The 26,452-nt window shown below is 61.4% G+C and carries 28 protein-coding genes and 1 pseudogene; 12 read left to right on the top strand and 17 right to left on the bottom strand.

The features are described from left to right. Positions 1-171 precede the first annotated feature (171 nt). Positions 172-1,766: pseudogene (locus ABVN20_RS00330) on the top strand (beta (1-6) glucans synthase). 99 nt (positions 1,767-1,865) lie between these two features. Here the strand turns inward: ABVN20_RS00330 and ABVN20_RS00325 are convergent. After that, entirely contained in the window at positions 1,866-2,225 is a 360-nt protein-coding gene (locus ABVN20_RS00325) for a hypothetical protein (protein ID WP_368553145.1), read from the bottom strand. Between the two features lie 225 nt (positions 2,226-2,450). Between ABVN20_RS00325 and ABVN20_RS00320 the strand changes: the two genes are divergently transcribed. The 3 genes from ABVN20_RS00320 (at position 2,451) to ABVN20_RS00310 (ending at position 5,759) form a co-directional block, all read left to right on the top strand. Continuing rightward, a complete protein-coding gene (locus ABVN20_RS00320; RefSeq protein WP_368553143.1) occupies positions 2,451-3,749 on the top strand; it encodes a serine/threonine protein kinase in 1,299 nt (432 codons plus the stop codon). Then, positions 3,742-4,530, top strand: a complete 789-nt coding sequence (locus ABVN20_RS00315) for a VacJ family lipoprotein (protein WP_368553141.1) — start codon at positions 3,742-3,744, stop codon at positions 4,528-4,530. The genes ABVN20_RS00320 and ABVN20_RS00315 overlap by 8 nt, the downstream gene beginning before the upstream one ends. A gap of 311 nt (positions 4,531-4,841) precedes the next feature. Then, on the top strand, positions 4,842-5,759 hold the full coding sequence (locus tag ABVN20_RS00310) for an IS110 family transposase (protein WP_368553139.1): 918 nt from the start codon (positions 4,842-4,844) through the stop codon (positions 5,757-5,759). A 49-nt stretch (positions 5,760-5,808) separates the two neighbouring features. Here the strand turns inward: ABVN20_RS00310 and ABVN20_RS00305 are convergent, their stop codons facing one another. Beyond that, the gene (locus ABVN20_RS00305) at positions 5,809-6,723 is read right to left on the bottom strand and encodes a DUF808 domain-containing protein (RefSeq protein WP_368553138.1); all 915 of its coding nucleotides are present in this window, start codon (positions 6,721-6,723) and stop codon (positions 5,809-5,811) included. Between the two features lie 135 nt (positions 6,724-6,858). On the opposite strand from ABVN20_RS00305, the gene ABVN20_RS00300 reads away from it, so the two are divergent. Continuing rightward, entirely contained in the window at positions 6,859-7,464 is a 606-nt protein-coding gene (locus tag ABVN20_RS00300; RefSeq protein WP_368553137.1) for a TetR/AcrR family transcriptional regulator, read from the top strand. Between the two features lie 110 nt (positions 7,465-7,574). On the opposite strand, the gene ABVN20_RS00295 is transcribed toward ABVN20_RS00300, so the two are convergent. Then, on the bottom strand, positions 7,575-8,033 hold the full coding sequence (locus ABVN20_RS00295; protein ID WP_368553135.1) for a transposase: 459 nt from the start codon (positions 8,031-8,033) through the stop codon (positions 7,575-7,577). A 213-nt stretch (positions 8,034-8,246) separates the two neighbouring features. Further along, positions 8,247-8,687: a heme-binding protein gene (locus tag ABVN20_RS00290; RefSeq protein ID WP_368553134.1), complete on the bottom strand. Its 441-nt coding sequence runs from the start codon at positions 8,685-8,687 to the stop codon at positions 8,247-8,249. 268 nt (positions 8,688-8,955) lie between these two features. Between ABVN20_RS00290 and gcl the strand changes: the two genes are divergently transcribed. From gcl to ABVN20_RS00260, 6 genes are all read left to right on the top strand, one after another. Further along, positions 8,956-10,731, top strand: a complete 1,776-nt coding sequence (gene gcl, locus ABVN20_RS00285; protein WP_368553132.1) for a glyoxylate carboligase — start codon at positions 8,956-8,958, stop codon at positions 10,729-10,731. A 141-nt stretch (positions 10,732-10,872) separates the two neighbouring features. Further along, positions 10,873-11,655 carry a hydroxypyruvate isomerase gene (gene hyi / locus ABVN20_RS00280; RefSeq protein WP_368553130.1) on the top strand — a complete coding sequence of 261 codons (783 nt, stop codon included), beginning with the start codon at positions 10,873-10,875 and terminating at the stop codon, positions 11,653-11,655. 143 nt (positions 11,656-11,798) lie between these two features. After that, positions 11,799-12,692 (top strand): 2-hydroxy-3-oxopropionate reductase, encoded by an 894-nt coding sequence (locus tag ABVN20_RS00275; RefSeq protein ID WP_368553128.1) that lies wholly within the window; start codon positions 11,799-11,801, stop codon positions 12,690-12,692. Between the two features lie 152 nt (positions 12,693-12,844). Beyond that, positions 12,845-13,759 carry an urea transporter gene (locus tag ABVN20_RS00270; RefSeq protein ID WP_368553126.1) on the top strand — a complete coding sequence of 305 codons (915 nt, stop codon included), beginning with the start codon at positions 12,845-12,847 and terminating at the stop codon, positions 13,757-13,759. 21 nt (positions 13,760-13,780) lie between these two features. Further along, the gene (locus ABVN20_RS00265) at positions 13,781-14,605 is read left to right on the top strand and encodes an ion transporter (protein WP_368553125.1); all 825 of its coding nucleotides are present in this window, start codon (positions 13,781-13,783) and stop codon (positions 14,603-14,605) included. A 93-nt stretch (positions 14,606-14,698) separates the two neighbouring features. After that, positions 14,699-15,694 carry a sulfate ABC transporter substrate-binding protein gene (locus ABVN20_RS00260; RefSeq protein WP_368553123.1) on the top strand — a complete coding sequence of 332 codons (996 nt, stop codon included), beginning with the start codon at positions 14,699-14,701 and terminating at the stop codon, positions 15,692-15,694. A gap of 89 nt (positions 15,695-15,783) precedes the next feature. Here the strand turns inward: ABVN20_RS00260 and ABVN20_RS00255 are convergent, their stop codons facing one another. Next, complete coding sequence (locus tag ABVN20_RS00255) at positions 15,784-16,710, bottom strand: class I SAM-dependent methyltransferase (RefSeq protein ID WP_368553121.1); 927 nt, start codon at positions 16,708-16,710, stop codon at positions 15,784-15,786. 162 nt (positions 16,711-16,872) lie between these two features. Here ABVN20_RS00255 and ABVN20_RS00250 point away from each other — a divergent pair, with 162 nt between their 5' ends. Beyond that, a complete protein-coding gene (locus ABVN20_RS00250; protein ID WP_368553120.1) occupies positions 16,873-18,078 on the top strand; it encodes an MFS transporter in 1,206 nt (401 codons plus the stop codon). A 21-nt stretch (positions 18,079-18,099) separates the two neighbouring features. Here ABVN20_RS00250 and ABVN20_RS00245 read toward each other — a convergent pair whose 3' ends face one another. The 12 genes from ABVN20_RS00245 to ccmA form a co-directional block, all read right to left on the bottom strand. Further along, the gene (locus ABVN20_RS00245; RefSeq protein ID WP_368553118.1) at positions 18,100-18,504 is read right to left on the bottom strand and encodes a type II toxin-antitoxin system HicB family antitoxin; all 405 of its coding nucleotides are present in this window, start codon (positions 18,502-18,504) and stop codon (positions 18,100-18,102) included. After that, complete coding sequence (locus tag ABVN20_RS00240; RefSeq protein WP_368553116.1) at positions 18,504-18,716, bottom strand: type II toxin-antitoxin system HicA family toxin; 213 nt, start codon at positions 18,714-18,716, stop codon at positions 18,504-18,506. Before ABVN20_RS00240 ends, ABVN20_RS00245 begins: the two co-directional genes overlap by 1 nt. 150 nt (positions 18,717-18,866) lie before the next feature. Beyond that, entirely contained in the window at positions 18,867-19,271 is a 405-nt protein-coding gene (locus tag ABVN20_RS00235; RefSeq protein ID WP_368553115.1) for a hypothetical protein, read from the bottom strand. A 13-nt stretch (positions 19,272-19,284) separates the two neighbouring features. Next, the gene (gene ccmI / locus ABVN20_RS00230; RefSeq protein WP_368553114.1) at positions 19,285-20,517 is read right to left on the bottom strand and encodes a c-type cytochrome biogenesis protein CcmI; all 1,233 of its coding nucleotides are present in this window, start codon (positions 20,515-20,517) and stop codon (positions 19,285-19,287) included. Next, positions 20,510-20,983: a cytochrome c-type biogenesis protein gene (locus ABVN20_RS00225; protein WP_368553112.1), complete on the bottom strand. Its 474-nt coding sequence runs from the start codon at positions 20,981-20,983 to the stop codon at positions 20,510-20,512. Before ABVN20_RS00225 ends, ccmI begins: the two co-directional genes overlap by 8 nt. Beyond that, complete coding sequence (locus tag ABVN20_RS00220; RefSeq protein ID WP_368553110.1) at positions 20,980-21,516, bottom strand: DsbE family thiol:disulfide interchange protein; 537 nt, start codon at positions 21,514-21,516, stop codon at positions 20,980-20,982. The genes ABVN20_RS00225 and ABVN20_RS00220 overlap by 4 nt, the downstream gene beginning before the upstream one ends. Further along, complete coding sequence (locus ABVN20_RS00215; RefSeq protein ID WP_368553108.1) at positions 21,513-23,501, bottom strand: heme lyase CcmF/NrfE family subunit; 1,989 nt, start codon at positions 23,499-23,501, stop codon at positions 21,513-21,515. The genes ABVN20_RS00220 and ABVN20_RS00215 overlap by 4 nt, the downstream gene beginning before the upstream one ends. Before the next feature lie 4 nt (positions 23,502-23,505). Continuing rightward, positions 23,506-23,961 carry a cytochrome c maturation protein CcmE gene (ccmE, locus tag ABVN20_RS00210; RefSeq protein WP_368553106.1) on the bottom strand — a complete coding sequence of 152 codons (456 nt, stop codon included), beginning with the start codon at positions 23,959-23,961 and terminating at the stop codon, positions 23,506-23,508. Then, positions 23,958-24,134 carry a heme exporter protein CcmD gene (gene ccmD, locus ABVN20_RS00205; protein WP_368553104.1) on the bottom strand — a complete coding sequence of 59 codons (177 nt, stop codon included), beginning with the start codon at positions 24,132-24,134 and terminating at the stop codon, positions 23,958-23,960. The genes ccmE and ccmD overlap by 4 nt, the downstream gene beginning before the upstream one ends. Then, positions 24,131-24,886 carry a heme ABC transporter permease gene (locus tag ABVN20_RS00200; protein WP_368553102.1) on the bottom strand — a complete coding sequence of 252 codons (756 nt, stop codon included), beginning with the start codon at positions 24,884-24,886 and terminating at the stop codon, positions 24,131-24,133. Before ABVN20_RS00200 ends, ccmD begins: the two co-directional genes overlap by 4 nt. Positions 24,887-24,978: 92 nt before the next feature. Then, entirely contained in the window at positions 24,979-25,647 is a 669-nt protein-coding gene (gene ccmB, locus ABVN20_RS00195; protein ID WP_192302101.1) for a heme exporter protein CcmB, read from the bottom strand. Further along, positions 25,644-26,279 (bottom strand): cytochrome c biogenesis heme-transporting ATPase CcmA, encoded by a 636-nt coding sequence (gene ccmA, locus ABVN20_RS00190; RefSeq protein WP_368553100.1) that lies wholly within the window; start codon positions 26,277-26,279, stop codon positions 25,644-25,646. Before ccmA ends, ccmB begins: the two co-directional genes overlap by 4 nt. Between the last annotated feature and the right edge of the window lie 173 nt (positions 26,280-26,452).

Raw genomic sequence — 26,452 nt, 5'->3', positions numbered from 1 at the left:
ACTGACGCTTCGATCATCAACCTGACGCCAACCGGAACCTGTGCTGCCTGCGACCTCAAGGCATCGAGAAACGACATCAGAACGCCATTAACCACGCGCCATATAAATGCCTCGGGCAATCTGCCTGAACTTTGCATGTCAAAATCGTGCAGGCCACCAAGCACAGGGCAAATGCAGGTAACATGCGCCGCTTTGCTCCCGGACGGCTGACCATGCCCGTGACACCCCGCTTTCCTTTTTTGGCCTATCTGTTCGCCTGCCTGCTGGGCCTGTTTGCCCTGGGCGGTTTCTGGTACGGGATCGGCCAACCGGTGATTCTGCCGGACGTGGCCAGCGCCACCCATAAATTGCAATGCGCCTCCTACACGCCGTTCGACAAGGACCAATCGCCGTTCGACCAGCCCTTCAAGCTGCGCCCGGAGCGCATGGACGCTGACCTCGCGTTGTTGTCTACCCGCTTCGAATGCATCCGCACCTACTCGATGACCGGCCTTGACGCGCTGCCGGACCTGGCGCGTAAACACGGCCTGAAGCTGATGATCGGCGCCTGGGTCAACAGCAACCCGGTGGACACCGAGAAAGAGGTCGACCTGCTGATCGCTTCGGCCAACGCCAACCCGGACGTGGTCAGCGCGGTGATCGTCGGCAACGAAGCACTGCTGCGCAAAGAGGTCACCGGCCCGCAACTGGCCAGGCTGATCACCAAGGTCAAAAGCCAGGTCAAGCAACCCGTCACTTACGCCGACGTCTGGGAGTTCTGGCTCAAACACCCGGAAATCGCTCCGGCAGTGGACTTCCTGACCATCCATCTGCTGCCGTACTGGGAAGACGATCCTTCCAACATCGACGCGGCCCTGCAGCATGTCGCCGAAGTGCGCCAGCTGTTCGGCAACAAGTTCGCGCCCAAGGACGTGATGATTGGCGAAACCGGCTGGCCAAGCGAAGGCCGTCAGCGGGAAACGGCCCTGCCCAGCCGGGTCAACGAGGCCAAGTTCATCCGTGGTTTTGTCGCCATGGCCGAACAGCAGGGCTGGCATTACAACCTGATCGAAGCGTTCGACCAGCCATGGAAACGTGCCAGTGAAGGTGCAGTCGGCGGTTACTGGGGGCTGTTCGATGCTGATCGCCAGGACAAGGGCGTACTGGCCGGCCCCGTCACGAATGTGCCGTACTGGTCGCAATGGCTGATGGTCGGCGGCGTGATCTTCCTGGGCACGCTGATCCTCGGCGGTCGTGTGCGCGATACCCGGGCAGCGTTGGTGTTGCCGCTGCTGGGTGCGCTGGCGGCTTGTTCACTGGGAGCCTGGGGGGATCTGGCCCGGGTGACCACGCGCTTCACCAGCGAGTGGTTGTGGGTGGGCTTGCTGACGGTGTTGAACCTGGCGGCGCTGGCCCATGCGGCCCTGGCCTTGAGCCCGCGCACCGGTTGGCGCGGACGAGGCTTCAATGTGCTGGAGCGGCGCGCGGGCCTGTTGTTGGCATTGATCGGGTTCGCGGCGGCGGTGTCGATGCTCGAACTGGTGTTCGACCCACGCTATCGCAGCTTCCCGAGCGTGGCGTTCATCGTGCCGGCGTTGGTCTACCTGTGCCGCCCGGTCAGCGTGCCGCGTCGGGAGATTGCCCTACTGACATTCATTGTCGGCGCCGGCATTGCACCGCAATTGTTCCGTGAAGGGCTGCAGAATCAGCAGGCGTGGGGTTGGGCGCTGGTGAGCGGGTTGATGGTGGTGGCGTTGTGGCGGTCGTTGCGGGTGCGCAAGGCTTGAATCTTCGCTGAATTCACTGACCTCATCGCGGGCAAGCCCGCTCCTACAGAGGTTTTCGCCCCTCACTGTAGGAGCGGGCTTGCCCGCGATGGCGATCTATCAGGCGCCGCGAACCAACCGCAACCCTGCAATCACCACCGCAAACACCGCCAGCGTGGTGTTGTACAACGCCAGCGCCGGAAACCCGAGTGCCAGCGCCAGCACCGCCAGCCACCACCCTGCCCGGCCCGGCAGCACAAAGCCGAGCACCGCGGCGGCCAATGCGCCCCAGCCCAGCACCTTGAAATGAATCATCAAGCCCAGGTTCGAACGGACCTGGCATTCCCAGCGACTCGCCTCATCGACGCAGATGCCCACCCACTGCGCATCTTCCATGAAGCCGTAACGCGCGCCATAGCTGGCGGCCAGCCATAACGGCAGCAGAACGAGCAGAAATATCACGGGCAAGCGGCGGGACATGAAGCGCTCCAATCATCGAAAACGGCGGCCAGCTTAATCGCAGGGCTGCGTTAAGCAAAACGCTAACAACTGTTAACTGGCCATCCAATCGCTGCAAAGTGTATCGTCCAGCTACTATTACTCCGAAATCAGGCCTGTTTGGTGCCGATGCGTGGCACTTTGGCGCAAATCCCGTGGTCATAGCCTGCGAACTTCATTCGGCACCTTTTCTTAAGGGATTCAGTCATGCTCCGTTCCTTGCGCTTCGCCGCCCTGTTTAGCGGCCTTATCTTGAGTGCGTCCGCACTGGCGGCAGATGTCGACCCCGCCAGTTATGGCTACCCCTTGACCAACCCGTTTGAAGCGACCATCGCCACGACGCCTCCGGACTTGCGCCCGGAATTGCCGCTGGACGACGACATCGACCAATCGGACCACACCCTCACCCTGCGTCCGGAGCGCGAGTTCCAGTTGCCGGACAACTTCTGGCCGGTCAAGAAGCTCACCTATCGCATCGCCACCCAGGACAAAGCCGCGCCGCTGATATTCCTGATCGCCGGCACCGGTGCGCGTTATGACAGCACCCTGAACGAATACCTGAAGAAGCTTTACTACAAGGCCGGCTACCACGTGGTGCAGCTGTCGTCGCCGACCAGCTTCGACTTCATCAGCGCCGCCTCGCGCTTCGCCACCCCCGGTATCACCAAGGACGACGCCGAGGACATGTACCGGGTAATGCAGGCCGTGCGCGCGCAGAACCCGAAACTGCCGGTCACCGATTACTACCTGTCGGGCTACAGCCTGGGTGCGCTGGACGCGGCGTTCATCGCCCACCTGGACGAAACCCGGCGCAGCTTCAACTTCAAGAAAGTCCTGCTGCTCAACCCGCCGGTCAACCTCTACACCTCGATCACCAACCTCGACAAGCTGGTACAGACCGAGGTCAAGGGCATCAACAACACCACCACCTTCTATGAGCTGGTGCTGAACAAGCTGACCCGCTACTTCCAGCAGAAGGGCTACATCGACCTCAACGACGCCCTGCTCTACGACTTCCAGCAGTCCAAGCAGCACCTGAGCAACGAACAGATGGCCATGCTGATCGGCACCTCGTTCCGCTTCTCGGCTGCCGACATCGCCTTCACCTCGGACCTGATCAACCGTCGCGGCCTGATCACCCCGCCGAAGACCCCGATCACCGAAGGCACCAGCCTTACGCCGTACCTCAAGCGGGCCTTGCAGTGCGACTTCGACTGCTACATCACCGAACAGGTGATCCCGATGTGGCGTGCGCGCACCGACGGCGGCAGCCTGCTGCAACTGATCGACCAGGTGAGCATGTACGCGCTGGAGGACTACCTGCGCAAGAGCCCGAAAATCGCCGTGATGCACAACGCCGACGACGTGATCCTGGGCCCTGGGGACCTCGGTTTCCTGCGCCGTACCTTCGGCGATCGCCTGACCGTTTACCCACTGGGCGGCCACTGCGGCAACCTTAACTACCGCGTCAACAGCGACGCCATGCTGGAGTTCTTCCGTGGCTAAATACCTCCTGCTTATCGCCGCGCTACTCTGTGCAACCACCGCCAATGCCGACAACAGCAAGGCCAACGCGCCCGTGGTCATCGACAGCGATGGCTTCAAGGAACCGCTGAGCAAACTCAAGTTCAACCCGGGCCTGGACCAGCGCGAGTTCGAACGCTCGACGCTGAGCGCACTGAACGTCTATGACCCGCTGGAGGAGTGGAACCGCCGCGTCTACCACTTCAACTACCGCTTCGATGAGTGGGTGTTCCTGCCGGTGGTCGATGGTTATCGCTACATCACCCCGAGCTTCGTGCGCACCGGGGTCAGCAACTTCTTCAACAACATCGGCGACGTACCGAACCTGCTCAACAGCCTGTTGCAGTTCAAGGGCCAACGCTCGATGGAAATCACCGGGCGCCTGCTGCTCAACACCACCATCGGCATCGCCGGCCTGTGGGACCCGGCGACCGCCATGGGGCTCAAGCGCCAGAGCGAAGACTTCGGCCAGACCCTGGGCTTCTATGGTGTGCCGGCCGGCGCCTACTTCGTGCTGCCGATCCTCGGACCGTCGAACCTGCGCGATACCGGCGGGTTGCTGGTGGACTTCAGCGCCGAGAACGCAATCAACTTCCTCAACGTCGCCGAAGTCAGCTCCAACCATCCGGAAGTGTGGGCCTTGCGGGCCGTGGACAAGCGTTACCAGACCAGCTTCCGCTATGGCCAGCTGAACTCGCCGTTCGAGTATGAGAAGGTGCGCTACGTGTACACCGAGTCGCGCAAGTTGCAGATTGCCGAATAGGTCAAACAAAACCAAAACCTGTGGGAGCGGGCTTGCTCGCGAAAGCGGTGTGTCAGTCGACTTTGATGGTGACTGACACACCGCTTTCGCGAGCAAGCCCGCTTGTGTCTTGATCAGGGAATAAAATCAGAGGTGAGAGGGGTGGATGGCAAGCTGTGAGTCCGCGGTGCTTGAAGCACGTGGGGGAGCCGAGCTGCCATCCACCTTTCCACTCTGGCCCATAAGCCCGAACAGTTAGACGAGCGCCACTCGAATCACAAGCGTGGGCAAAGCCAGAGCACTCTCACTTCTGAGTGTAAGAGGGTTTTGTCATGATTTCCTGGGTTGGCATCAATATCTCCAAATCAAAGCTCGTTGTCTGGGTTCAACCACAGAACGACGGCTTTGATGTTCCAAACAGTTCTGAAGGCTTCGTTGAGCTGATCCAGCGCTTGAACCGTTACGAAGTTGGCCGGGTTCTGCTGGAAGCTACGGGCGGTTATGAGCGCCAGAGCATGGTCGCCTTGCAAAACGCGCACTTCAACGTGCTGAGGATCAATCCCCGGCGAGCCAGAGCCTTTGCTGTGGCAATGGGCAAAAATGCCAAGACCGATCCGATCGACGCCGCTGTCCTGGCCGCGTTCGCCGAAGCTCTGCATGCTCCCTGCGACCCAGTAATCTCGCCCCAGCGAGAGGCTCTACGCGAGCTGATTCAGCTACGCGAACACTTGGTTCAGCAACGAGACGACAACAAGCGTCGGCTTCAACAAGCCCAGTTGCCAGCAGTTGTCGGCATGATCGAAGAACACATTCGCTATTTGCAGGTACAGATCAGGCAACTCGGCAAAGCCATCAACCAAAGCATGCGCGACCTGGATGCAGAGAAAACCGAGCGGCTGATTGCTGTTAAAGGCATCGGCACAGTGGCTGCCGCCAGTTTGCTGGTTTACTTGCCCGAACTTGGTGAGCTGAATCGCCGGGAGATCGCGGCGTTGGCCGGCATCGCGCCGTACAACGATGACAGCGGCAATCACAGCGGGAAGCGCCAGATTTACGGGGGACGAGCTCGGGTCCGACGTGCGCTCTACATGTCCTGCTGGGTCGTAATCCGCCACCAGGCAGACTTCAAAACACGCTACGAGGCTTTACGCGAGCGAGGCAAGAGCGCAAAAGTCGCGCTCATCGCCTGCATGCGAATACTGCTGATCAGACTCAACGCCATGCTGCGAGACGGCACGGAGTGGCGGTGATGAGCGGTATGGGTAAGACAGTTGCTCCCACATTGGTTCAGTGTTTCATTCAGCCCTTCAGCAACTTCCACATTTTGCCAACCACCGTCACCACCGCCAGCACCACCGCCCCCGCCACTATCCCCACCGCGCCATTAAGCAACATCGACACGACAAACCCCGCCCCACCAGCCCCGGTGCTGACGCCCTCGACCCAGTGATGCACCACCGGCACACCATGGGTCAGGATGCCGCCGCCGACCAGGAACATCGCCGCCGTGCCGATCACCGACAGGCTCTTCATCATGTACGGCGCCGCGCGCAGAATCCCGTTGCCGATGCTTTTCGCCATTTGCCCGGGCTTTTGCGTCAGCCACAACCCCAGGTCATCGAGCTTGACGATCCCGGCCACCAGGCCATAGACGCCGATGGTCATGACGATGGCGATGCCCGACAGCACCAGCACCTGCTGGGTCAGCGCGGCGCCAGCCACGGTGCCCAGGGTGATGGCGATGATTTCCGCCGAGAGGATGAAGTCAGTGCGGATCGCGCCCTTGATCTTTTCCTTCTCGAACGCCACCAGGTCCACCGCCGGGTCCGCCACCGCCTCGACCAGTTCGGCGTGTTCCGCCTGGTCCTCGGCGTGGCTGTGGAGGAATTTGTGCGCCAGCTTTTCGAAGCCTTCGAAGCACAGGTAAGCGCCACCGACCATCAACAGGGGCGTAACCAGCCACGGGATGAATGCGCTGATGGCCAAGGCCGACGGCACCAGGATCAGCTTGTTGATGAACGAGCCCTTGGCCACCGCCCAGACCACGGGGATTTCCCGCTCGGCGCGCACGCCGCTGACCTGCTGGGCGTTGAGTGCCAGGTCATCACCCAGCACGCCAGCGGTTTTCTTGGCGGCCATCTTGGTCATCAACGCGACGTCGTCGAGCACCGCGGCAATGTCGTCGATCAGCACCAGCAAGCTGCTTCCTGCCATGAATCACGTTTCCTTCTTTGGGTGGATGCCAAGCAGCATAGCGCGGCGGCGCGGCGCACGGAGCATTCTTGAGCGCTGCCAAAGGCCGGTGCTACCATGCGCAACCGCCAGAACAGGCAAGGAACCCCCTGGTTTATGAGCACGATCCGCGAGCGCAACAAACAACTGATACTGCGTGCCGCCAGTGAAGAATTTGCCGACAAGGGCTTCGCTGCGACCAAGACCAGCGACATCGCCGCCAAGGCCGGATTGCCCAAGCCCAACGTCTACTACTACTTCAAGACCAAGGAAAACCTCTACCGCGAGGTGCTGGAAAGCATCATCGAGCCGATCCTGCAGGCCTCGACCCCCTTCAACCCCGAGGGCGAACCCCATGAGGTGCTCAGCGGCTACATCCGCTCGAAGATCCGCATCTCCCGCGACCTGCCCTACGCCTCGAAGGTGTTCGCCAGCGAAATCATGCACGGCGCCCCGCACCTGAGCAGCGACCTGATCGAACAGCTCAACAGCCAGGCCAAGCACAACATCGCCTGCATCCAGACCTGGATCGACCGCGGCCAGATCGCCCCCCTCGACCCCAACCACCTGATGTTCAGCATCTGGGCCGCCACCCAGACCTACGCCGACTTCGACTGGCAAATCACCGCCGTCACCGGCAAGGAAAAACTCGACGAAGCCGACTATGAAGCGGCGGCGCAGACGATCATCCGGTTGGTGCTCAAGGGGTGTGAGCTGGACTGAAATCTCATTGACCCTATCGCGGGCAAGCCCGCTCCCACAATGGATTTGTGAGCTCAAAAGATCCTGTGGGAGCGGGCTTGCCCGCGATGGGAACGACTCAGTTTCAGACGTCAAAGCCAAATCGCATCCCACAGCGGATAGTCGCCAAGACGCTCCACCAATCCAGCCCGCAACGGATTGGCGACAACATACCGCGCCATTTTCACCAGATCCTCTTCTCGCCTCAAAGCGCGATCGTGATAGCCCTGCTGCCAAAGCGGCCCGACTCTACTGCTGGCAAGGTTCACCTCTCGAGCAATCAACGATTTGGTTCTTCGCATCAAATTGCTAAGTGAACAATTGTCCAACTCGACTAACCAATGGAAGTGGTCCGGCATGACGACCCAAGCCAGCGAATTCGCCCACCCGAAATTCTGAGCCCGGCGAAATTGATGCACGACCAATCTGCCCAATCTGACATCTTTAAAAATGGGCTCCCGATCAATTGTATTGGTGGTTAACAAGTAGACCCGGTGGGGTTCGGCATACCGCCCCATTCGCAAGCGATGTGAAGCAGGCAAATCAGGCATTCCATTGCCCTCCTGATGAAGTACTGGGAAGGCTAGTTATGAAAATGCCTGGAGATGATTCAAACCTTTAGCTGGATGTGTCAGTTAGACAGCCATCGCGGGCAAGCCCGCTCCCACAGTGATTGATGCTGTACACAGATCATCTGCATACCCCTGAACAGTGTGGGAGCGGGCTTGCCCGCGATAGCGTCAGTTCAGGCCCTGCAAATCAAATCAAGCCACAACCCCCGCATCCGCCCGCAACCCCAGCGCCTCGATCGCGTTGATCGCGCACTGTTCGTCGACATCCGACAAATCCCCGCTGATCCCCACCGCTCCCAGCACATTGCCTTCCTGATCACGCACCAGCACGCCGCCGGGCGCGGGTACGACGCTGCCCTGGCCCAGGGTGTTCAGGGCGGCGATGAACGCCGGGCGTTGTTGGGCGTCCAGGGCCAGCAGGCGTGAGCCTTTGCCCAGGGCGATGGCGCCCCAGGCTTTGCCGATGGCGACCTGCGGGCGCAGCAGGCTCGCGCCGTCTTCGCGTTGCAGGGTGATCAGGTGTCCGCCGGTGTCGAGCACCGCGATGGTCAGGGGGGCGGCCGCAATGGCCCGCCCGGCGTTGATGGCCTCGTTGACCAGGTTGACTGCCACTTTCAAGGTTAAAGCGCTCATGGTGCCGTCCTCATTTTGTTATAGGGAAAGCGGTCGGGCTGCGCGTTTGTAGCGCAGCCGCATGCAACAAATAGAACACAATGAATTATATTTTTGTATACAATAAATCAACGAAAACGCCACATGCGACGAAACGCCACAGTAAATCGGCCTTCCGACGAATGAAACAGGCGCTTGAGAAAATGGATTGACCTGCGCAGCCAGTCGTGAATAAACTCGTCGCAAAGCCACTTGTATACAATTACAAAACGTAAAGAGGCACAAAACCATGAGCAAAATGAGAGCAATCGAAGCCGCCGTTCTGGTGATGCGCCGTGAAGGGGTTGAAACCGCCTTTGGCATTCCCGGTGCCGCGATCAACCCGTTGTACTCCGCCCTGAAGAAGGTCGGCGGCATCGATCACGTCCTCGCTCGCCACGTTGAAGGCGCCTCGCACATGGCCGAGGGCTACACCCGCACCAAGGCCGGTAACATCGGCGTGTGCATCGGCACCTCCGGCCCAGCCGGTACCGACATGGTCACCGGACTGTACAGCGCCTCGGCCGACTCGATCCCGATTCTGTGCATCACCGGTCAAGCTCCCCGTGCGCGCATGCACAAGGAAGACTTCCAGGCAGTCGACATCACCAGCATCGTCAAGCCGGTGACCAAGTGGGCGACCACGGTTCTGGAACCGGGCCAGGTACCGTATGCCTTCCAGAAAGCCTTTTATGAAATGCGCTCCGGCCGCCCTGGCCCGGTGCTGATCGACCTGCCGTTCGACGTGCAGATGGCCGAGATCGAATTCGACATCGACGCCTACCAACCGCTACCACTGGCCAAGCCAAGCGCCACCCGCGTGCAGGTGGAAAAAGCCCTCGCCCTGCTCGACCAGGCCGAACGTCCATTGCTGGTGGCCGGTGGCGGCATCATCAACGCCGACGCCAGCGATCTGCTGGTGGAATTCGCCGAGCTGACCGGCATCCCGGTCATCCCGACCCTGATGGGCTGGGGCACGATTCCCGACGATCACCCGCTGATGGTCGGCATGGTCGGCCTGCAAACCTCGCACCGCTACGGCAACGCGACAATGCTCAAGTCCGACGTGGTCCTGGGCATCGGCAACCGTTGGGCGAACCGCCACACCGGCTCGGTCGACGTGTACACCGAAGGCCGCAAGTTCATTCACGTTGACATCGAGGGCACGCAGATCGGTCGCGTGTTCACTCCGGACCTTGGCATCGTCTCCGACGCCGCCTCGGCGTTGACCGTGTTCATTGAGGTTGCGCGCGAGTGGCAAGCCGCCGGCAAGCTGAAAAACCGCAGCGCCTGGTTGCAGGACTGCCAGCAGCGCAAGGCCAGCCTGCAACGTAAGACACACTTCGACAACGTGCCGGTCAAGCCGCAGCGCGTCTACGAAGAGATGAACCAGGTATTCGGCAAGGACACCTGCTACGTCAGCACCATCGGCCTGTCGCAGATCGCCGGCGCGCAGTTCCTGCACGTCTACAAGCCGCGCCACTGGATCAACTGTGGCCAGGCAGGCCCGCTGGGCTGGACCATTCCGGCCGCATTGGGCGTGGTCAAGGCCGACCCGAGCCGCAAGGTCGTGGCGCTGTCGGGCGACTATGACTTCCAGTTCATGATCGAAGAGCTGGCGGTGGGCGCGCAGTTCAAGCTGCCGTACATCCACGTGGTGGTGAACAATTCGTACCTGGGGCTGATCCGCCAGGCCCAGCGCGGTTTCGAAATGGACTACTGCGTGCAGCTGTCCTTCGATAACCTGAACGCGCCAGAGCTCAACGGTTATGGCGTCGATCACATCGCGGTGGCCGAGGGCCTGGGCTGCAAGGCGCTGCGCGTGTTCGAACCGGCTGACATCGCCCCTGCCCTGCGCAAGGCCGAGGAGCTGATCGAAGAGTTCAAGGTGCCGGTGATCGTCGAGATTATCCTGGAGCGCGTGACCAACATTTCCATGGGTACCGAGATCAACGCCGTCAACGAATTCGAAGACCTGGCGCTGGTTGGCAACGACGCGCCGACGGCGATTGCGTTGCTTGACTGACTGTTCACTGTTCCCACTGTGGGAGCGAGCCTGCTCGCGATGAGGCCGGCACATTCAACATCAATGTTGACTGACACGCCGCTATCGCGAGCAGGCTCGCTCCCACAGTTGGGATCCTCACAAGATTCACAGGAGACCACCATGCCGCGTTTCGCAGCCAACCTGTCCATGCTGTTCACCGAGCAGGATTTTCTCGCCCGTTTCGAAGCGGCCGCCAAGGCCGGCTTCACGGGTGTCGAGTACCTGTTCCCCTATGACTTCAGCTCCGCCGAGATCAAGGCCCAACTCGATGCCAATGGCCTGACCCAGGTGCTGTTCAACCTGCCGGCCGGTGACTGGGCCAAGGGCGAGCGCGGCCTGGCCTGCCTGCCGGACCGCGTTGAAGAATTCCGCGCCGGGGTCGACCTGGCCATTGCCTATGTGCAGGTACTGGGCAACACCCAGGTCAACTGCCTGGCCGGCATTCGCCCGCAGGGCGTGGACGATGCCACCGTGGAGAAGACCTTCGTCGCCAACCTCAAGTACGCCGCCGACAAGCTGCAAGCGGCGGGCATCAAACTGGTGATGGAAGCGATCAACACCCGTGACATCCCCGGTTTCTACCTGAACAACACGGCGCAGGCCCTGTCGATTCGCGAGCAGGTGGGCAGCGCCAACCTGTTCCTGCAATACGACATCTACCACATGCAAATCATGGAGGGCGACCTGGCCCGCACCATGGCCGCGCACCTGGGCGAGATCAACCACATCCAGCTGGCCGACAACCCCGGGCGCAACGAGCCGGGTACCGGTGAAATCAACTACCGCTTCCTGTTCGAACACCTGGACCGCATCGGTTATCAGGGTTGGGTGGGTTGCGAATACAAGCCGCTGACCACCACCGAAGCAGGGCTTGGCTGGCTGAAAACCCATAACGCGATCTAACCCCCTCCCCTGTAGGAGCGAGCTTGCTCGCGATGGCGGTGGTTCAGTCACCCAGTGCATATCTGACACACCGCTATCGCGAGCAAGCTCGCTCCTACAGGGGGCGCGCGCGTTGCGACTTATTAAAACAAGAGGAATTTCTCATGGCTAAAATCGGATTCATCGGCACCGGCATCATGGGCCACCCAATGGCGGCGAACCTGCAGAAAGCCGGTCACAGCCTGTTCCTGTCGGCGCATCACGACGCCGCCCCGGCTGATCTGGTGGCCGCGGGGGCCATCGCCCTGGCCAACCCGAAGGAAGTCGCTCAGGAAGCCGAATTCATCATCGTCATGGTGCCGGACACCCCGCAGGTCGATGACGTGCTGTTCCGCGCCGACGGCGTGGCCGCCGGTGTTGGCAAGGGCAAGGTGGTGATCGACATGAGCTCGATCTCGCCGACCGCCACCAAGGCCTTCGCCGCCAAGATCAACGAAAAAGGTGCGCAGTACCTCGACGCACCGGTATCCGGCGGCGAAGTCGGCGCCAAGGCTGCGACCCTGAGCATCATGGTCGGCGGCGATGCCGACGCGTTCGAACGCGCCCTGCCGCTGTTCCAGGCCATGGGCAAGAACATCACCCTGGTCGGCGCCAACGGTGACGGGCAAACCGCGAAAGTGGCGAACCAGATCATCGTCGCGCTGAACATTCAGGCCGTGGCCGAAGCCCTGCTGTTCGCCTCGAAAAACGGTGCCGACCCGGCCAAGGTGCGTGAAGCCCTGATGGGTGGCTTCGCGTCGTCGAAGATCCTCGAAGTGCACGGCGAGCGCATGATCAAGGGCACCTTCGATCCGGGCTTCCGCATCAGCCTGCACCAGAAGGACCTCAACCTGGCCCTGCAAGGTGCCAAGGAGCTGAACATCAACCTGCCCAACACCGCCAACGCCCAGCAAGTGTTCAGCACCTGCGCGGCCATCGGTGGCAGCAACTGGGACCACTCGGCGCTGATCAAGGGCCTGGAGCACATGGCCAATTTCTCGATTCGCGATCAGAAGTAAGCCCCGCCTCACCCTCCCTGTGGGAGCGAGCCTGCTCGCGATGAAATCACTGCGCAGTACCTGAAACACCGCGGTGTTTTCATCGCGAGCAGGCTCGCTCCCACAGTAGTTCTGTGACAGGCCATCCGGTCTCCCTGACTTTTTGAACTGCCATGCCTGCCCATCACTTCAACACCCACTGCCCCGACTGGGCCGAAGCCCTGCTCAACGGCTTCAGCCAGATTTTCCTCCAGCGTCATCCACTGTGCGGCCTGCTGTGCCTGTGCGCCATTCTGTTCACCGCGCCGGCCCTGCTTGGCGGGGCGCTGCTGGGAGGCGTCGCCGGGTTGCTCACCGCGCAACGGCGCAACTACGCCAAGGCCGATCGCCAGGCCGGGTTGTTCAGCTACAACGGCGTGCTGCTCGGCCTGCTGCTGAGCCTGTATTTCCCCTGGTCGGCGATGATGCCGCTGCTGATCCTGGCCGCCGGCGGCCTGAGCGCGATGATCACCCAACAGTGGCTCAAGCGTGCGCGGGTCAATCGGTGCGTGCCGGCCTACACCGCGCCGTTCGTGGGCCTGGCCTGGTTGCTGCTGTGTTTCGCCGAACCGGCTGCCCCGGCAACGCCAGTGGACATGAACACGATGAACCTGCTGGCGGCATCCCTGAAGGGATTCGGCCAGGTGATGTTCCTCGACCACCCGCTGGCCGGTGCGATGATCGCCACCGGCCTGCTGATCGCCGATCGCCGGGCCTGCGCCTGGGCATTGACGGCTTCGCTGCTGGGCCTGGGCTCGAGCCTGCTGCACCACGAATCCGCGACGGCGCTGCAGGGCTTGGGCGGCTACAACGCGGTGCTGGCGGCCCTGGCCTTCAGCCCGCAGCGCCAGCAACCCTGGTTGCCACTACTGGGCATCGTCATGGCGTTGTTGCTCACGCCGCTGTTCGCCGCCATCGGCCTGGCCACGCTCACGGCACCGTTCATCCTCGCCTGCTGGCTGATCCGCGCCGGCATTCAAATGTTCGGCAAACCGTCGGTGGATAACGCGCCTTGCGCTCACGGGGACAATCAACCTAGGCTGCGCTGATCTTTGAGTCAGGCGTTATCCATGGACAGCAGCAAAAACTGGCGTGAACAGCTTTACGTCATGATTTTCCAGACCGACACCCGGGCCGGCAGGCGCTTCGACGGCATTCTGCTGTTGATCATCCTCACCAGCCTGGTGATCGTGATGCTCGACAGCATCGACACCGTGCACAAAAACTACGCCGATGTGCTGGCATACATCGAGTGGGGCTTCACCATCATCTTCCTCGGTGAATACATCCTGCGCCTGTACTGCTCGCCCAAGCCGTTGCGCTATGCCTTCAGTTTCTACGGGCTGGTGGATCTGCTGGCCATCGTACCCGGCATCCTCGCGCTGTATTACTCCGATGCCCAGTACCTGCTGATCATCCGGATCATCCGCATGTTGCGGATTTTCCGGGTGCTCAAGCTCAGCCCCTATCTCAAGCAGGCCAACTACCTGATGTCGGCGCTGCGCGGCAGCAAGCAGAAGATCGTGGTGTTCCTGGTCAGCGTCTGCACCCTGGTCACGGTGTTCGGCACCTTGATGTACGTGATCGAAGGCCCCGAACATGGTTTCACCAGCATTCCCAAGGGCATCTATTGGGCTATCGTGACCCTGACCACCGTGGGCTTCGGCGACATCGTGCCGAAGACGCCGCTGGGCCAGGTTATTTCGTCGCTGGTGATGATCACCGGTTACTCGATCATCGCCGTGCCCACCGGTATTTTCACCGCCGAACTGGCCAATGCCCTGCGCGGTGAGCAACTGCAACACGATTGCCCGGTGTGCAAAAAGAACAGCCACGAACATGGCGCGGCGTTCTGTTCGCGCTGTGGCAATGCGTTGTTCAAGAAACTGGAATAAGCAAAGTGCTTTTTAATCTTTAAAGGCCTATGCGGCGGCGGTTATAGTCGCTGGCACAATGCCTCACCTTTAACATCGAACAAGGAATGCGCAGTGAAAAAACTCTTTGGCGCCTCACTTCTGGCCGCTGGCCTGGCCCTGACCAGCGTGGCTCAGGCCGCACCGACCCTGCTCAACGTGTCCTACGACGTGATGCGCGATTTCTACAAGGACTACAACACTGCCTTCCAGAAACACTGGCAAGCCGAGCACAACGAAAACATCACCGTACAGATGTCTTTCGGCGGTTCCAGCAAACAGGCACGTTCGGTCATCGACGGCCTGCCGGCTGACGTGATCACCATGAACATGGCCACCGACATCAACGCCCTGGCGGACAACGGCAAACTGGTTCCGGACAACTGGGTCACCCGCCTGCCGAACAACAGCGCGCCGTTCACTTCGGCCACCGTGTTCATCGTGCGCAAGGGCAACCCGAAAGCCCTGAAAGACTGGCCAGACCTGCTCAAGGATGGCGTGCAAGTGGTCGTGCCCAACCCGAAAACCTCGGGCAACGGCCGCTACACCTACCTGTCCGCCTGGGGCTACGTGCTGAAAAACGGCGGCGACGAGAACAAGGCCAAGGAGTTCGTCGGCAAGCTGTTCAAGCAGGCGCCTGTGCTCGACACCGGCGGCCGCGCCGCGACAACGACCTTCATGACCAACCAGATCGGCGACGTGCTGGTGACCTTCGAGAACGAAGCGGAAATGATTGCCCGCGAGTTCGGTCGCGACCAGTTCGAAGTCATCTACCCAAGTGTCTCCGCCGAAGCCGAGCCGCCGGTGTCAGTGGTCGACAAGGTGGTCGAGAAGAAAGGCTCCCGCGCTGCGGCCGAGGAATACCTGAAGTTCCTGTGGTCGCCGCAAGGCCAGGAAATTGCCGCCGCCAACTACCTGCGTCCGCGTGACCCGGCCGTGCTGGCCAAGTACACCGACCGCTTCCCTAAAGTGGACTTCCTGTCGGTAGAGAAGACCTTCGGCGACTGGCGCACCGTGCAGAAAACCCACTTCAACGATGGCGGGGTTTTCGATCAGATCTACGCCCAGTAAGGGTTTTCTGGCCATGAAAAAGGCGACCGTGAAGGTCGCCTTTTTTTCGTCCGTGTATCGGGCGCCAGCGTTGTGGCCACCCGACCGTCTCAGTGCACAGGATTGATGTACGGGCCGCCCGTGAACTGGATGAACAAGCGACGATACTCTTCGTTCTCCGGGTTGATGATCAAGGCCTGACGCAAGAACTCCAGGCCTTCCTGGATGTTGTCCAACTGACAGTTGAGGGCAAACGCCAGGTACAGGAAGTGCGCATTGAAGAAGTCGAACGACAGGGCCACCTTGACCATGTGCAGCGCCTTGTCGAGCTCCTGGGCCGTCAGGTGCGCATTGAACACTTCATTGAACTGATTGATGTCCTTGTAAACAGAACCGGACAAGCCGAGCTGTTTTCGCAGAACCACCGTGTGGCCGTTGCCGACTTTGGTGTCTGTCTCTTCAATGCATTCGATCAGCCAGTGACCCAGGCCCACCGTGTTCATCATGTTGATTGCGCGCAGCATGCTCTGCAAAGAGAACACCAGGTAGTGACATCTCCACGTTTCCAGGTCCACGGAGTTCATGTCGACACGCTTTTCGTAGCTGTCGATCATCTGGTCCAGGGTGGTCAGCGCTCGCGGTCGATCGGTGGGCTCGGCATTCCTTTTCGGGAAGATGCAGAAGAACACGCCACCGTCCTTCACTACACGGGAAGACTCGATGTAAGCGGCGAACAGGTTGGGCACGTGTTCGATCACATGGGAGTTGATCAGGTAATCGAAATGGCCATCAGGAAACGGGATGGCCATGAAGTCACCCAGCGCATCGACCTTGGCGGACGCGACGTTGTAGTTCGCCTGTTCCTTTTTGTAGTGACCGTAGTCCACAAGATCCTGCGGATACAGGAAGGCTTCGCCATCGCTGGGCCCCAGGTTGATGCAATCGGGCAGGTAAAAGGAATTATGCGCAGCGGCACCGACCTCCAGACCCGAGCCCTGACAATACTTGCTGGCCAACGCCATACCCTGCACTTTCATATCAACTCCAAATCCCCGAGCCAGGCATCATCTGAAAAAAAAACGAGAAATCGTACCCACGCCCCCAGACTATCGGCAAGCGGAAAAAAATATTGAGCCAGAACCCGTTTGGCCCTATTTTTCCGGCCTGCGCGCATTCCATCTTGTCCAGCGAGAAACCTCATGACCCCTGTGAACCCGGTGCCCCAAGGTGCCGCGACAATGACCAAAGGCATGGTGCTGCTGTTTGCCTTCTGCTGCGGCGCCATTGTCGCCAACATCTATTACGCGCAACCGATCATCGAGCTGATCGCGCCGGACGTCGGCCTGAGCAGCACCCTGGCCAGCCTGATCGTGTCGCTGACCCAGATCGGTTACGCCCTGGGCCTGTTCTTCCTGGTGCCGTTGGGCGATCTGCTGGAGAACCGCCGGTTGATGATCCTCACCACGCTGGTGGCGATTGCCAGCCTGCTGGGCGCGGCCTTCACCGAGCAACCGAACGTGTTCCTGCTGATCTCGCTGCTGGTGGGCTTCAGCTCGGTGTCGGTGCAGATCCTGATCCCCCTCGCCGCCCACCTGGCACCCGAGGAAACCCGTGGACGGGTGGTCGGCGGCATCATGGGCGGCCTGTTGCTGGGCATTCTGCTGGCACGACCGGTGTCCAGCGTCGTCGCCGACCATTTTGGCTGGCGCGCGATGTTCATCATTGCCGCCGCGTTGATGGCGGCGATCAGCCTGGTGCTGGCCTTCACCATCTCCAAACGTCAACCTGACCACAGCGCCTCCTACGGCCAGTTGCTGGGATCGTTGTGGACGCTGCTACGCCAACAACCGGTCCTGCGCCAGCGGGCGTTTTACCAGGGCTGCATGTTCGCCACCTTCAGCCTGTTCTGGACGGCCGCGCCCCTCGAGTTGGCGCGTCATCATGGGCTGTCGCAGAGTCAGATCGCGATTTTCGCCCTGGTCGGCGCCATCGGTGCCATCGCCGCCCCCATTGCCGGACGGCTGGCTGATGCCGGGCACACACGCATCGCCTCGCTGCTGGCCCTGCTGTTCGCCAGCCTGAGCTTCCTGCCCGCGTTCATCCACCCGGCCTATAGCGTCATTGGCCTGGCGGTTACCGGGGTGGTGCTCGACTTCTGCGTGCAGATGAACATGGTCCTGGGCCAGCGCGCGGTCTACGCCCTCGACAGCAAAAGTCGCAGCCGCCTGAATGCGCTGTACATGACCAGCATCTTCATCGGCGGTGCATTCGGCTCGTCGGTGGCCAGCGCGGTCTACGAGCACGGTGGCTGGCTGTGGATCGTGATCGTCGGCAGCGCGTTTCCGCTGTTGGCATTGCTGCGCTTTTTGAGCGTTTCGCGGGAGCGTTCACTGGCGGCGGCATGAACCGCCAGTGTCCCGCTGATGTCATTGCCGGACCAGCTTCTCCAGCGCGGCATCGGCCAGGAAGGAAGAGCGGCTCTTCACGTTGTGCTCGCGCACGTAGCGGTCGATCCGCTGGATGACATAGCCGGGCAAGGTCACGTTGACCTTCTCGGTCTTGCCCATGTACGGCGCGATGTCCAGCTCGAGCATGCCCCAGCCCATGTCGGCGAAGTCCGGATTGCTGCGGTGGGCGGCGGCCGACGTCGGCATTGGAATCGCCTCGCCATCGGCGGCGATTTCCTGAAGCATGATGTGGGCAATCTCGATGGCCGCGTTGTAGGCGTCCTCGAAGGTGTCCCCGGCGGTGATGGCCCCCGGAATATCGGGGATCTGAATACCGATGGCGGTGTTCTCGTCGCCCCACTCGATACAGATGGGATATTGCATTATGGATCTCCTGCGTAACTGGCTGGCGGGCGGTGCAGAGCGGCGCGCCTTCGTATGCTCTTGACCGTTCCCGTTGGCAAATCCTTTTTCGGATGCGGCACCGGGACGGTGAACGGGCTGTAGGGGTGGATGAACAAATGATGACTGCCGGTGACGCGATCCAGCCTCCAGCCGGCCTCCTCCAGCTCCTTGATCAATAACCTGCTCTGCACCAACGCCTCCTTGCTTCGGCTTGATAAAAATAACTCCAGAGTTACCTTTACTCAAGCACAAAAACTGGAATCACGACGTCCGGTTGTGTTGCCGAGTGTGAAGCCCGCCCCACCCAGGCACAAAAAAGGCGACCCGAAGGTCGCCTTTTCCTACTGTCCGAATTGCCGTCCCAAACCACCCGGAACGCCCTGGATGTCGGTGTCTTCCCAGGGCCCATTGGGGCTGATCGAGCGGCTCCAGCCGTTGTTCCAGCGGTAATAGGTGCGCTGGCGATAGAAGGTGTTGGGCTGGTCATCCAGCACATACACGCCCATCTTCTGATCCCAGTGGCTGTTACCCCCCGGTGGCGGAGCGAAGCTGGCGGAGGTGCGTGGCACCGGCTTGGCTGGTTTGGCGGGCACGCTCGGTTTGCCGGGCGCCGGGCTTGTCGAAGGCGTCGGGCTGGGCTGCGAGGGCGGAATCGGCGGCAGCGGTGTCGGCTCGGGTCGCTGGACCGCACACGCGCTTAACCCCATTACCAGCGTGAGCAGGGTGATACGTGCGATAGCGGTCATGGCGGCGTTCCTGTTATTTGTCCGGGCTGTCGATGGTCAGTTTCTGCGCCGCGGTGGTGCTGCTGGCCAGAGGCTGGCTGCGACCGATCCACTCACCGGTCATCGGCTGACCGGCGCGGGAGATGCGTGCAACCAGTTGGACTTCAGGGAAGTTCGACAGTTTCAACTGCGGCATCATTGCATCGGCATCGCCCAGCTCGACGGTCGCCGGCAGGTCGGCCACGGTCAGGCGCTTGGCCGCCAGCGGTGCCGGTGGACCGGAAACCGCGCGAGCGAAGATAAACACGCTGTCGCCCGGCTGGACCTTGGCCTTGAGTTCCGGCGCCAGATCGACGCTGACCTTGAGCAACGCGGTCGCATGGGCCGCCGGCGCCTTGGCAGTGGATGCCGCAGCCACCGGAGCCTCGGCGACAGTGCCGCCGCTGGCCTTGAGTTTCTCGGTCGCCCGGTCGATGCCGCCCTGCAAGGCCGCACGGGAGTTATCTTCGGGCGGCAGTTGCGCGAGCAGGCGCGTCCAGTAGTCGATGGCATCCTGGTAGCGCGCGCCCTCGAAGGCGGCGATGCCCAGCAGGCCGAGGCTGGTGACTTCCTTCGGATCCGCCTTCAGGGCTTCGTCGGTCAGGGCCTGGAGTTTGTCCGACCACTGTTTGCCATCGGCGAAGTACTGGGCTTGCGCCCACTGGCCCAGCAACTCGGGCTGACGACCGGCCAGGTTCACCGCGCGCTCGAACATCCTGGCAGCGTCGGCCGGGCGATCCTGGGCCATGTAGGTACGGCCGAGGAAGTAGATGCCTTCCGCCGAATCCGGCTGTGCAGCCACCGCGCGTTCCAGACGCTGGGTCATTTCTTCCATCGACTGCGGTGCGTGGGAGAATTCCCGGGTCAGTTCGACCTTGTCGCTGGCACCAAAGTGCAGGTACAGCCCCAGCCCCAGCAACGGCACCAGGATCGCTGCCAGCAACGGCAGTGGTTTGCCCAGGCGCGAAACCCGCGAGCTGTCGGCGCCTTCGGTGTCGGCCAGCAGTTCACGGGCCGCTTCGGCGCGGCCGCTGTCCATTTGCGCGCTGTCGAGAACACCTTCCTGCTGTTGAGTCTGCAGTTCGGCCACGCGCTCCTGATACAGCGCGACGTTCAGCGCGGTGCGGTCCTCTTCGAGCTGGGCGCGGCGACCACGCAATACGGGAATCAGCAGGAAACTCAGGGCAACCAGTAGCAGCAGACCTGCTGCGAGCCAGAAATCAATCATTCTTGGTTTTATCCAACAGGTGGTCGAGACGCTCACGCTCATCAGAGGAAAGCTCGGCACGGTCCTCAACGCGTTGTACGCGACGGCGGCGGACGATCACGGCGATGATCACCACGCCGCCCAGCAACAGGCCGGCGGGGCCGAACCAGAGCAATGCGGTCTTGGCCGTCAGGGCGGGTTTGTAGCGAACGAAATCACCGTAGCGGTCGACCATGAAGTCGATGATCTGCTGATTGTCCTTGCCCTCGCCCAGCATGCGGAAAATCTCTTTGCGCAGGTCGGCAGCGATCGGTGCATTGGAGTCGGCGATGTCCTGGTTCTGGCACTTGGGGCAACGCAGTTCCTTGGTCAACTCGCGAAAGCGTTCGCGATCGGCTTCCTTGGCGAACTCGTAGGTGTCGATGGCGGCATGCGCCACACCCGCAATGCTCAAACCGAGGATGGCCGCGGCAATCCAGCGCTTCATGGCTTGGCCTCGTCCACCAGGGCCTGATATTTGGCCGCCAGTTTTTCTCGCCAGACCTGCTCGTCGATCACCCCGACGTACTTGTCGCGAATGATGCCCTTGGCGTCGATGAAGAAGGTTTCCGGCGCGCCGTACACGCCCAGGTTCAACCCCAGGGTGCCTTCGTCGTCACGGATGTCCAGTTGATACGGATTGTGGAACTCCGCCAGCCACTTCAAGGCGTCGGCGTTGACGTCCTTGTAGTTGATGCCGTAGATCACCACGCCCTTCTCGGCCAGCTTGTTCAGTACCGGGTGCTCGACCCGGCAGGAAATGCACCAGGTCCCCCAGACGTTGACCAGCGCCGGTTTACCGAGGATGTCGGCACGGCTCAGGGTCTTGTCGCCCTGCACCGCCGGCAGGGAAAACTCGGGGAACGGCTTGCCGATCATCGCCGAAGGCAACTCGGCCGGGTCCAGGTACAGACCGCGATACAGGAAAACAGCGACCACCAGAAAAATCGCCAGTGGCAACAGCATCAACCAACGTTTCATGCAGTGGCTCCGCTCATACCCAGTGCTTCACGCACGCGGCTTTTTACCTTGACCCGATAGCGTCGATCCAGCGCCGCCAGCAACCCGCCGAATGCGGTGAGCAGGCCGCCGAACCAGATCCAGCGCACGAACGGTTTGACGTGCACGCGCACGGCCCAGGCGCCATCACCCAGGGACTCGCCCAGGGCCACATAGAGGTCACGGGTGAAACCGGCGTCGATGCCGGCTTCGGTCATCATCGAGCCTTGCACGGTGTACAGGCGTTTTTCCGGGTGCAGCACGCTGATTTCGCGACCGTCGCGGATCACCCGCACGGTGCCCTTGTCGGAGGTGAAGTTCGGCCCTTCGAAGTGCTTGGCGCCTTCGAACACGAACTGATAGCCGCCCAGGTCCATGGACTCGCCCGGTGCCAGGCGCAAGTCGCGCTCGGCGCTGTTCTGGCTCGACAGCACCACGCCCAGCGCACACACGGCGATGCCCAGGTGCGCGACCTGCATGCCCCAGTAGCTGCGGGTCAGGGTCGGCAAGCCTTTGATCAGGCCCTTGTGGCGCGTCTTGTCGAAGATGTCACGCACGCCGGCCAGCAACACCCACGCCGCCAGCACGAAGGTCGCGATCACCGCCCAGTTGAAATCGCCATAGGCCACGCCTGCGATCACGGCCAGCGCGGCAGTGCCGAGCAGTACCGGGGTGAGCATGCTCACCAGCCATTTGACCGGGGTGTCTTTCCAGCGCACCAGCACGCCGATCGCCATCACCACCATCAACACCGCCATCAACGGAATGAACAGGGCGTTGAAGTACGGCGGGCCGACCGACAGCTTGGCGCCGCTCAAGGCATCGAGGACCAGCGGGTACAGGGTGCCCAGCAGGATCATCGAAGCCGCGACCACCAGTACCAGGTTGTTGCCCAGCAGCAGGGTTTCGCGCGACCACAGGTTGAAGCCGACCTGGCTCTTGACCACCGGTGCGCGCAGGGCGAACAGGGTCAGCGAACCACCGACCACCACCAGCAGGAACATCAGGATGAACACGCCGCGCTCCGGATCGGCAGCAAACGCGTGGACCGAGGTCAGCACACCGGAACGCACCAGGAATGTACCCAGCAGGCTCAAGGAGAATGCCGCGATGGCCAGCAACACGGTCCAGCTCTTGAATACGCCGCGTTTTTCCGTGACCGCCAGCGAGTGAATCAGCGCGGTGCCCACCAGCCATGGCATGAAGGACGCGTTTTCCACCGGGTCCCAGAACCACCAGCCACCCCAGCCGAGTTCGTAGTAGGCCCACCAGGAGCCGAGGGTGATACCGATACCGAGGAACGCCCAGGCGACGATTGTCCACGGACGCGACCAGCGTGCCCACGCGGCATCGAGGCGACCACCGAGCAAGGCGGCGATGGCAAAGGCGAACGCCACGGAGAAACCGACGTACCCCATGTACAGCATTGGCGGATGCACGATCAGGCCAATGTCCTGCAGCAACGGGTTGAGGTCACGACCATCGGCGGGAATCTGCGGCAGGATGCGCGAGAACGGGTTGGAGGTCAGGATCAGGAACATCAGGAAACCGCTGCTGATCATGCCCATCACCGCCAGCACCCGCGCCAGCATCACTTGCGGCAACTGACGGGAGAACACCGACACCGCGAAGGTCCAGCCGCCGAGGATCAACGCCCACAGCAGCAACGAACCTTCGTGGGCGCCCCACACGGCGCTGAACTTGTAGTACCACGGCAACGCGCTGTTGGAGTTGCTGGCGACGTAGGCGACGGAAAAATCGTCGGTCATGAACGCGTAGGTCAGGCAGCCGAAGGAGAACACCAGAAAGGCGAACTGGCCCCAGGCTGCCGGCTGCGCCAGGCTCATCCACAGGCGATCACCGCGCCAGGCGCCGAGCAACGGCACCACGGCCTGGAACAGCGCGAAACACAACGCCAGGATCATCGCCAGATGACCCAGCTCGGGAATAAACAGACCGGAAGTCATTCGATCAACCCTCCTTCGCGGGCGTTGGAGCCGATTGACCGCTTTCTTTCAGGGCCTTGGTCACTTCGGGCGGCATGTATTTTTCATCGTGCTTGGCCAGCACTTCATCGGCCACCACCACGCCGTCGGCGTTGAGTTTGCCCAGGGCGACGATGCCCTGCCCTTCACGGAACAGGTCCGGCAGGATGCCGCGATAAGTGACGGTGACGGATTTCTTGAAATCGGTGACGACGAATTTCACATCCAGCGAATCGCCGGAACGCTGCAGCGAGCCGGCCTCGACCATGCCGCCAGCGCGAATGCGCGTGTCCAGCGGTGCTTCGCCATTGGCGATCTGGGTGGGCGTGTAAAACAGGTTGATGTTCTGTTGCAGGGCGCTCAGGGCCAGGCCGACGGCAGCGCCGGCCCCGACCAGAATCGCCAGAATGATGATCAGACGCTTTTTGCGCAACGGATTCACTTGCCGCTCTCCCGGCGCAGACGACGCGCCTCTTGTTGCAGATACCGCTTGCGGGCCAGGACCGGCGCCGCCACGTTCAAAACCAGCACCGCCAGGCAAATGCCATAGGCCGACCAGACATACAGGCCATGATGGCCCATGGCGAGGAAATCGCCGAATGAAGCAAAACTCATCGAGCGGCCTCCAGGCTGTTCTGCACTTCTGCCTTGACCCAACTGGCGCGGGCCTCGCGCTTGAGCACTTCGAGGCGCATGCGCAGCAACAGCACGGCGCCAAAGAAGCAGTAGAAACCCAGCACCATCAGCAGCAGTGGCAGCCACATTTCCACCGGCATCGCCGGTTTTTCCGTGAGCGTGAAGGTCGCGCCCTGGTGCAAGGTGTTCCACCACTCCACCGAGTACTTGATGATCGGAATGTTGATCACGCCGACGATCGCCAGCACGGCGCAGGCCTTGGCCGCGCTGTCACGATTACTGATGGCGTTGCCCAGTGCAATAAGACCGAAGTACAGGAAAAGCAGGATCAGCATGGACGTCAGTCGTGCATCCCAGACCCACCATGAGCCCCAGGTCGGCTTGCCCCAGATTGCACCGGTGACCAGCGCCACGGCGGTCATCCAGGCACCGATGGGGGCCGCGCATTGCAGGGCGACATCGGCCAGCTTCATTTTCCACACCAGCCCGACGACCCCGCACACGGCGAGCATCACGTAGCAGGACTGGGCCAGCATGGCGGTGGGCACGTGGATGTAGATGATGCGAAAGCTGTTGCCTTGCTGATAGTCCGGTGGCGCGAAGGCCAGGCCCCAGACGGCGCCGATGCCGATCAGCAACACCGCGGCGATGCTCAGCCAGGGCAGCATTCTGCCGCTGATGCCATAGAACCACTTGGGTGAGCCGAGCTTATGAAACCAGGTCCAGTTCATTGCTGTTTCCATCACGGTTGCCGCACGTCAACGAGCGGCGTGGGTCATTCTTCGGTCAAAAGAAGTGATCAAATTTTGATCAGACCTCATTATTATTCGCCGACGCTGATCTTCAGGCCAGCGGCGATTGCAAACGGTGTCAGGGTTATCGCCAGGGCGGTCAGGCTGCCAAGCCACAAGAGATAACCGGTCGCCGGCATGCCCATCAGGGCTGCCTGCAAGGCGCCACTGCCGAGGATCAACACCGGGATGTACAGCGGCAGAATCAACAGTGCCAGCAACAGGCCACCGCGCTTCAAGCCCACTGTCAGCGCTGCGCCCACCGCACCGAGCAGGCTCAGCACCGGTGTACCCAGCAGCAGGGAAAGCAGCAACACCGGTAGACAGGCGGTTGGCAAACCGAGCATCAACGCCAGCAGTGGAGCGAGTAAAACCAGGGCCAGGCCAGAGAAGGCCCAGTGTGCCAGTACCTTGGCCAAAACCAGAAGAGGCAGGGGGTGCGACGAAAGGACCCACTGTTCGAGGGAACCGTCCTCGAAATCACTGCGGAAAAGCCCGTCCAGCGAGAGCAGGACCGACAAAAGGGCCGCTACCCAGACCAGTCCCGGAGACAAGGTTTGCAACAATTGAGACTCGGGACCGACCGCCAACGGGAACAGCGATACCACTATTGCAAAGAACACCAGCGGATTGGCCAATTCCGCGGGGCGGCGGAACAACAGACGGGCTTCACGGGCCACCAGCAGACCGAACACACTCATACGGCCCAATTCCCCAGATCAATGTCGCGATAGCTGGCCGGCTTGCGGGTCAGCGTGTGGTGAGTGGTCAACACCACCATGCCGCCGCGCTCGCAATGGCTGGCCAGGTGGGATTCGAGCTGCGCCACACCCTGCTTGTCGAGGGCGGTGAACGGTTCGTCGAGGATCCACAGCGGTGGACTGTCCAGGTACAAGCGTGCCAGCGCCACGCGACGTTGCTGGCCGGCGGACAGGGTGTGGCAGGGAACATCCTCGAAACCGCGCAGTCCGACCAGGGCGAGCGCGTCCTGGATCGCCTCAAGGCTGGCGGGGTGATGCAGCGCGCACAGCCAGCTGAGGTTTTCTTCCGGCGTGAGCAAATCCTTGATGCCGGCGGCATGGCCGATCCACAACAGGTTGCGCGCCAGTTCGCTGCGCTGTTCGTTGAGCGGCTGGTCATTGAGCAGGATCTGCCCGGCCGTCGGCTGCATCAGCCCGGACAACAGCCTGAGCAGGCTGGTCTTGCCGCTGCCGTTGGGGCCGCTGATTTGCACCATTTCGCCACTGGCCAGTCTCAAATCGAGATTTTCGAACAGCAGTCGAAGGTCTCGCTCACAGGCGAGTGCGACGGTTTGCAGGACAGGACTGGTCAAGAGATCACGGGCCTTTACGGTTCAAGTCGGCAGCACAGCGGCCGCTAAAGTGGTGCAGCATAGTCGCATTGGCGGCCTGTTCTAGAGAGCTGCGTCAAACAATTGCAATGTTTTTGCCACTCTCTGAAAGACGGGCGGCATTATACATGCGATGCCCTACTCTAATGAGGGCT

The organism is Pseudomonas sp. MYb118 (assembly GCF_040947875.1).
Classification (GTDB): Bacteria; Pseudomonadota; Gammaproteobacteria; order Pseudomonadales; family Pseudomonadaceae; genus Aquipseudomonas.
Note: the sequence above shows the minus strand (reverse complement) of the source record. Positions and strands in the feature narration are given on the sequence as shown.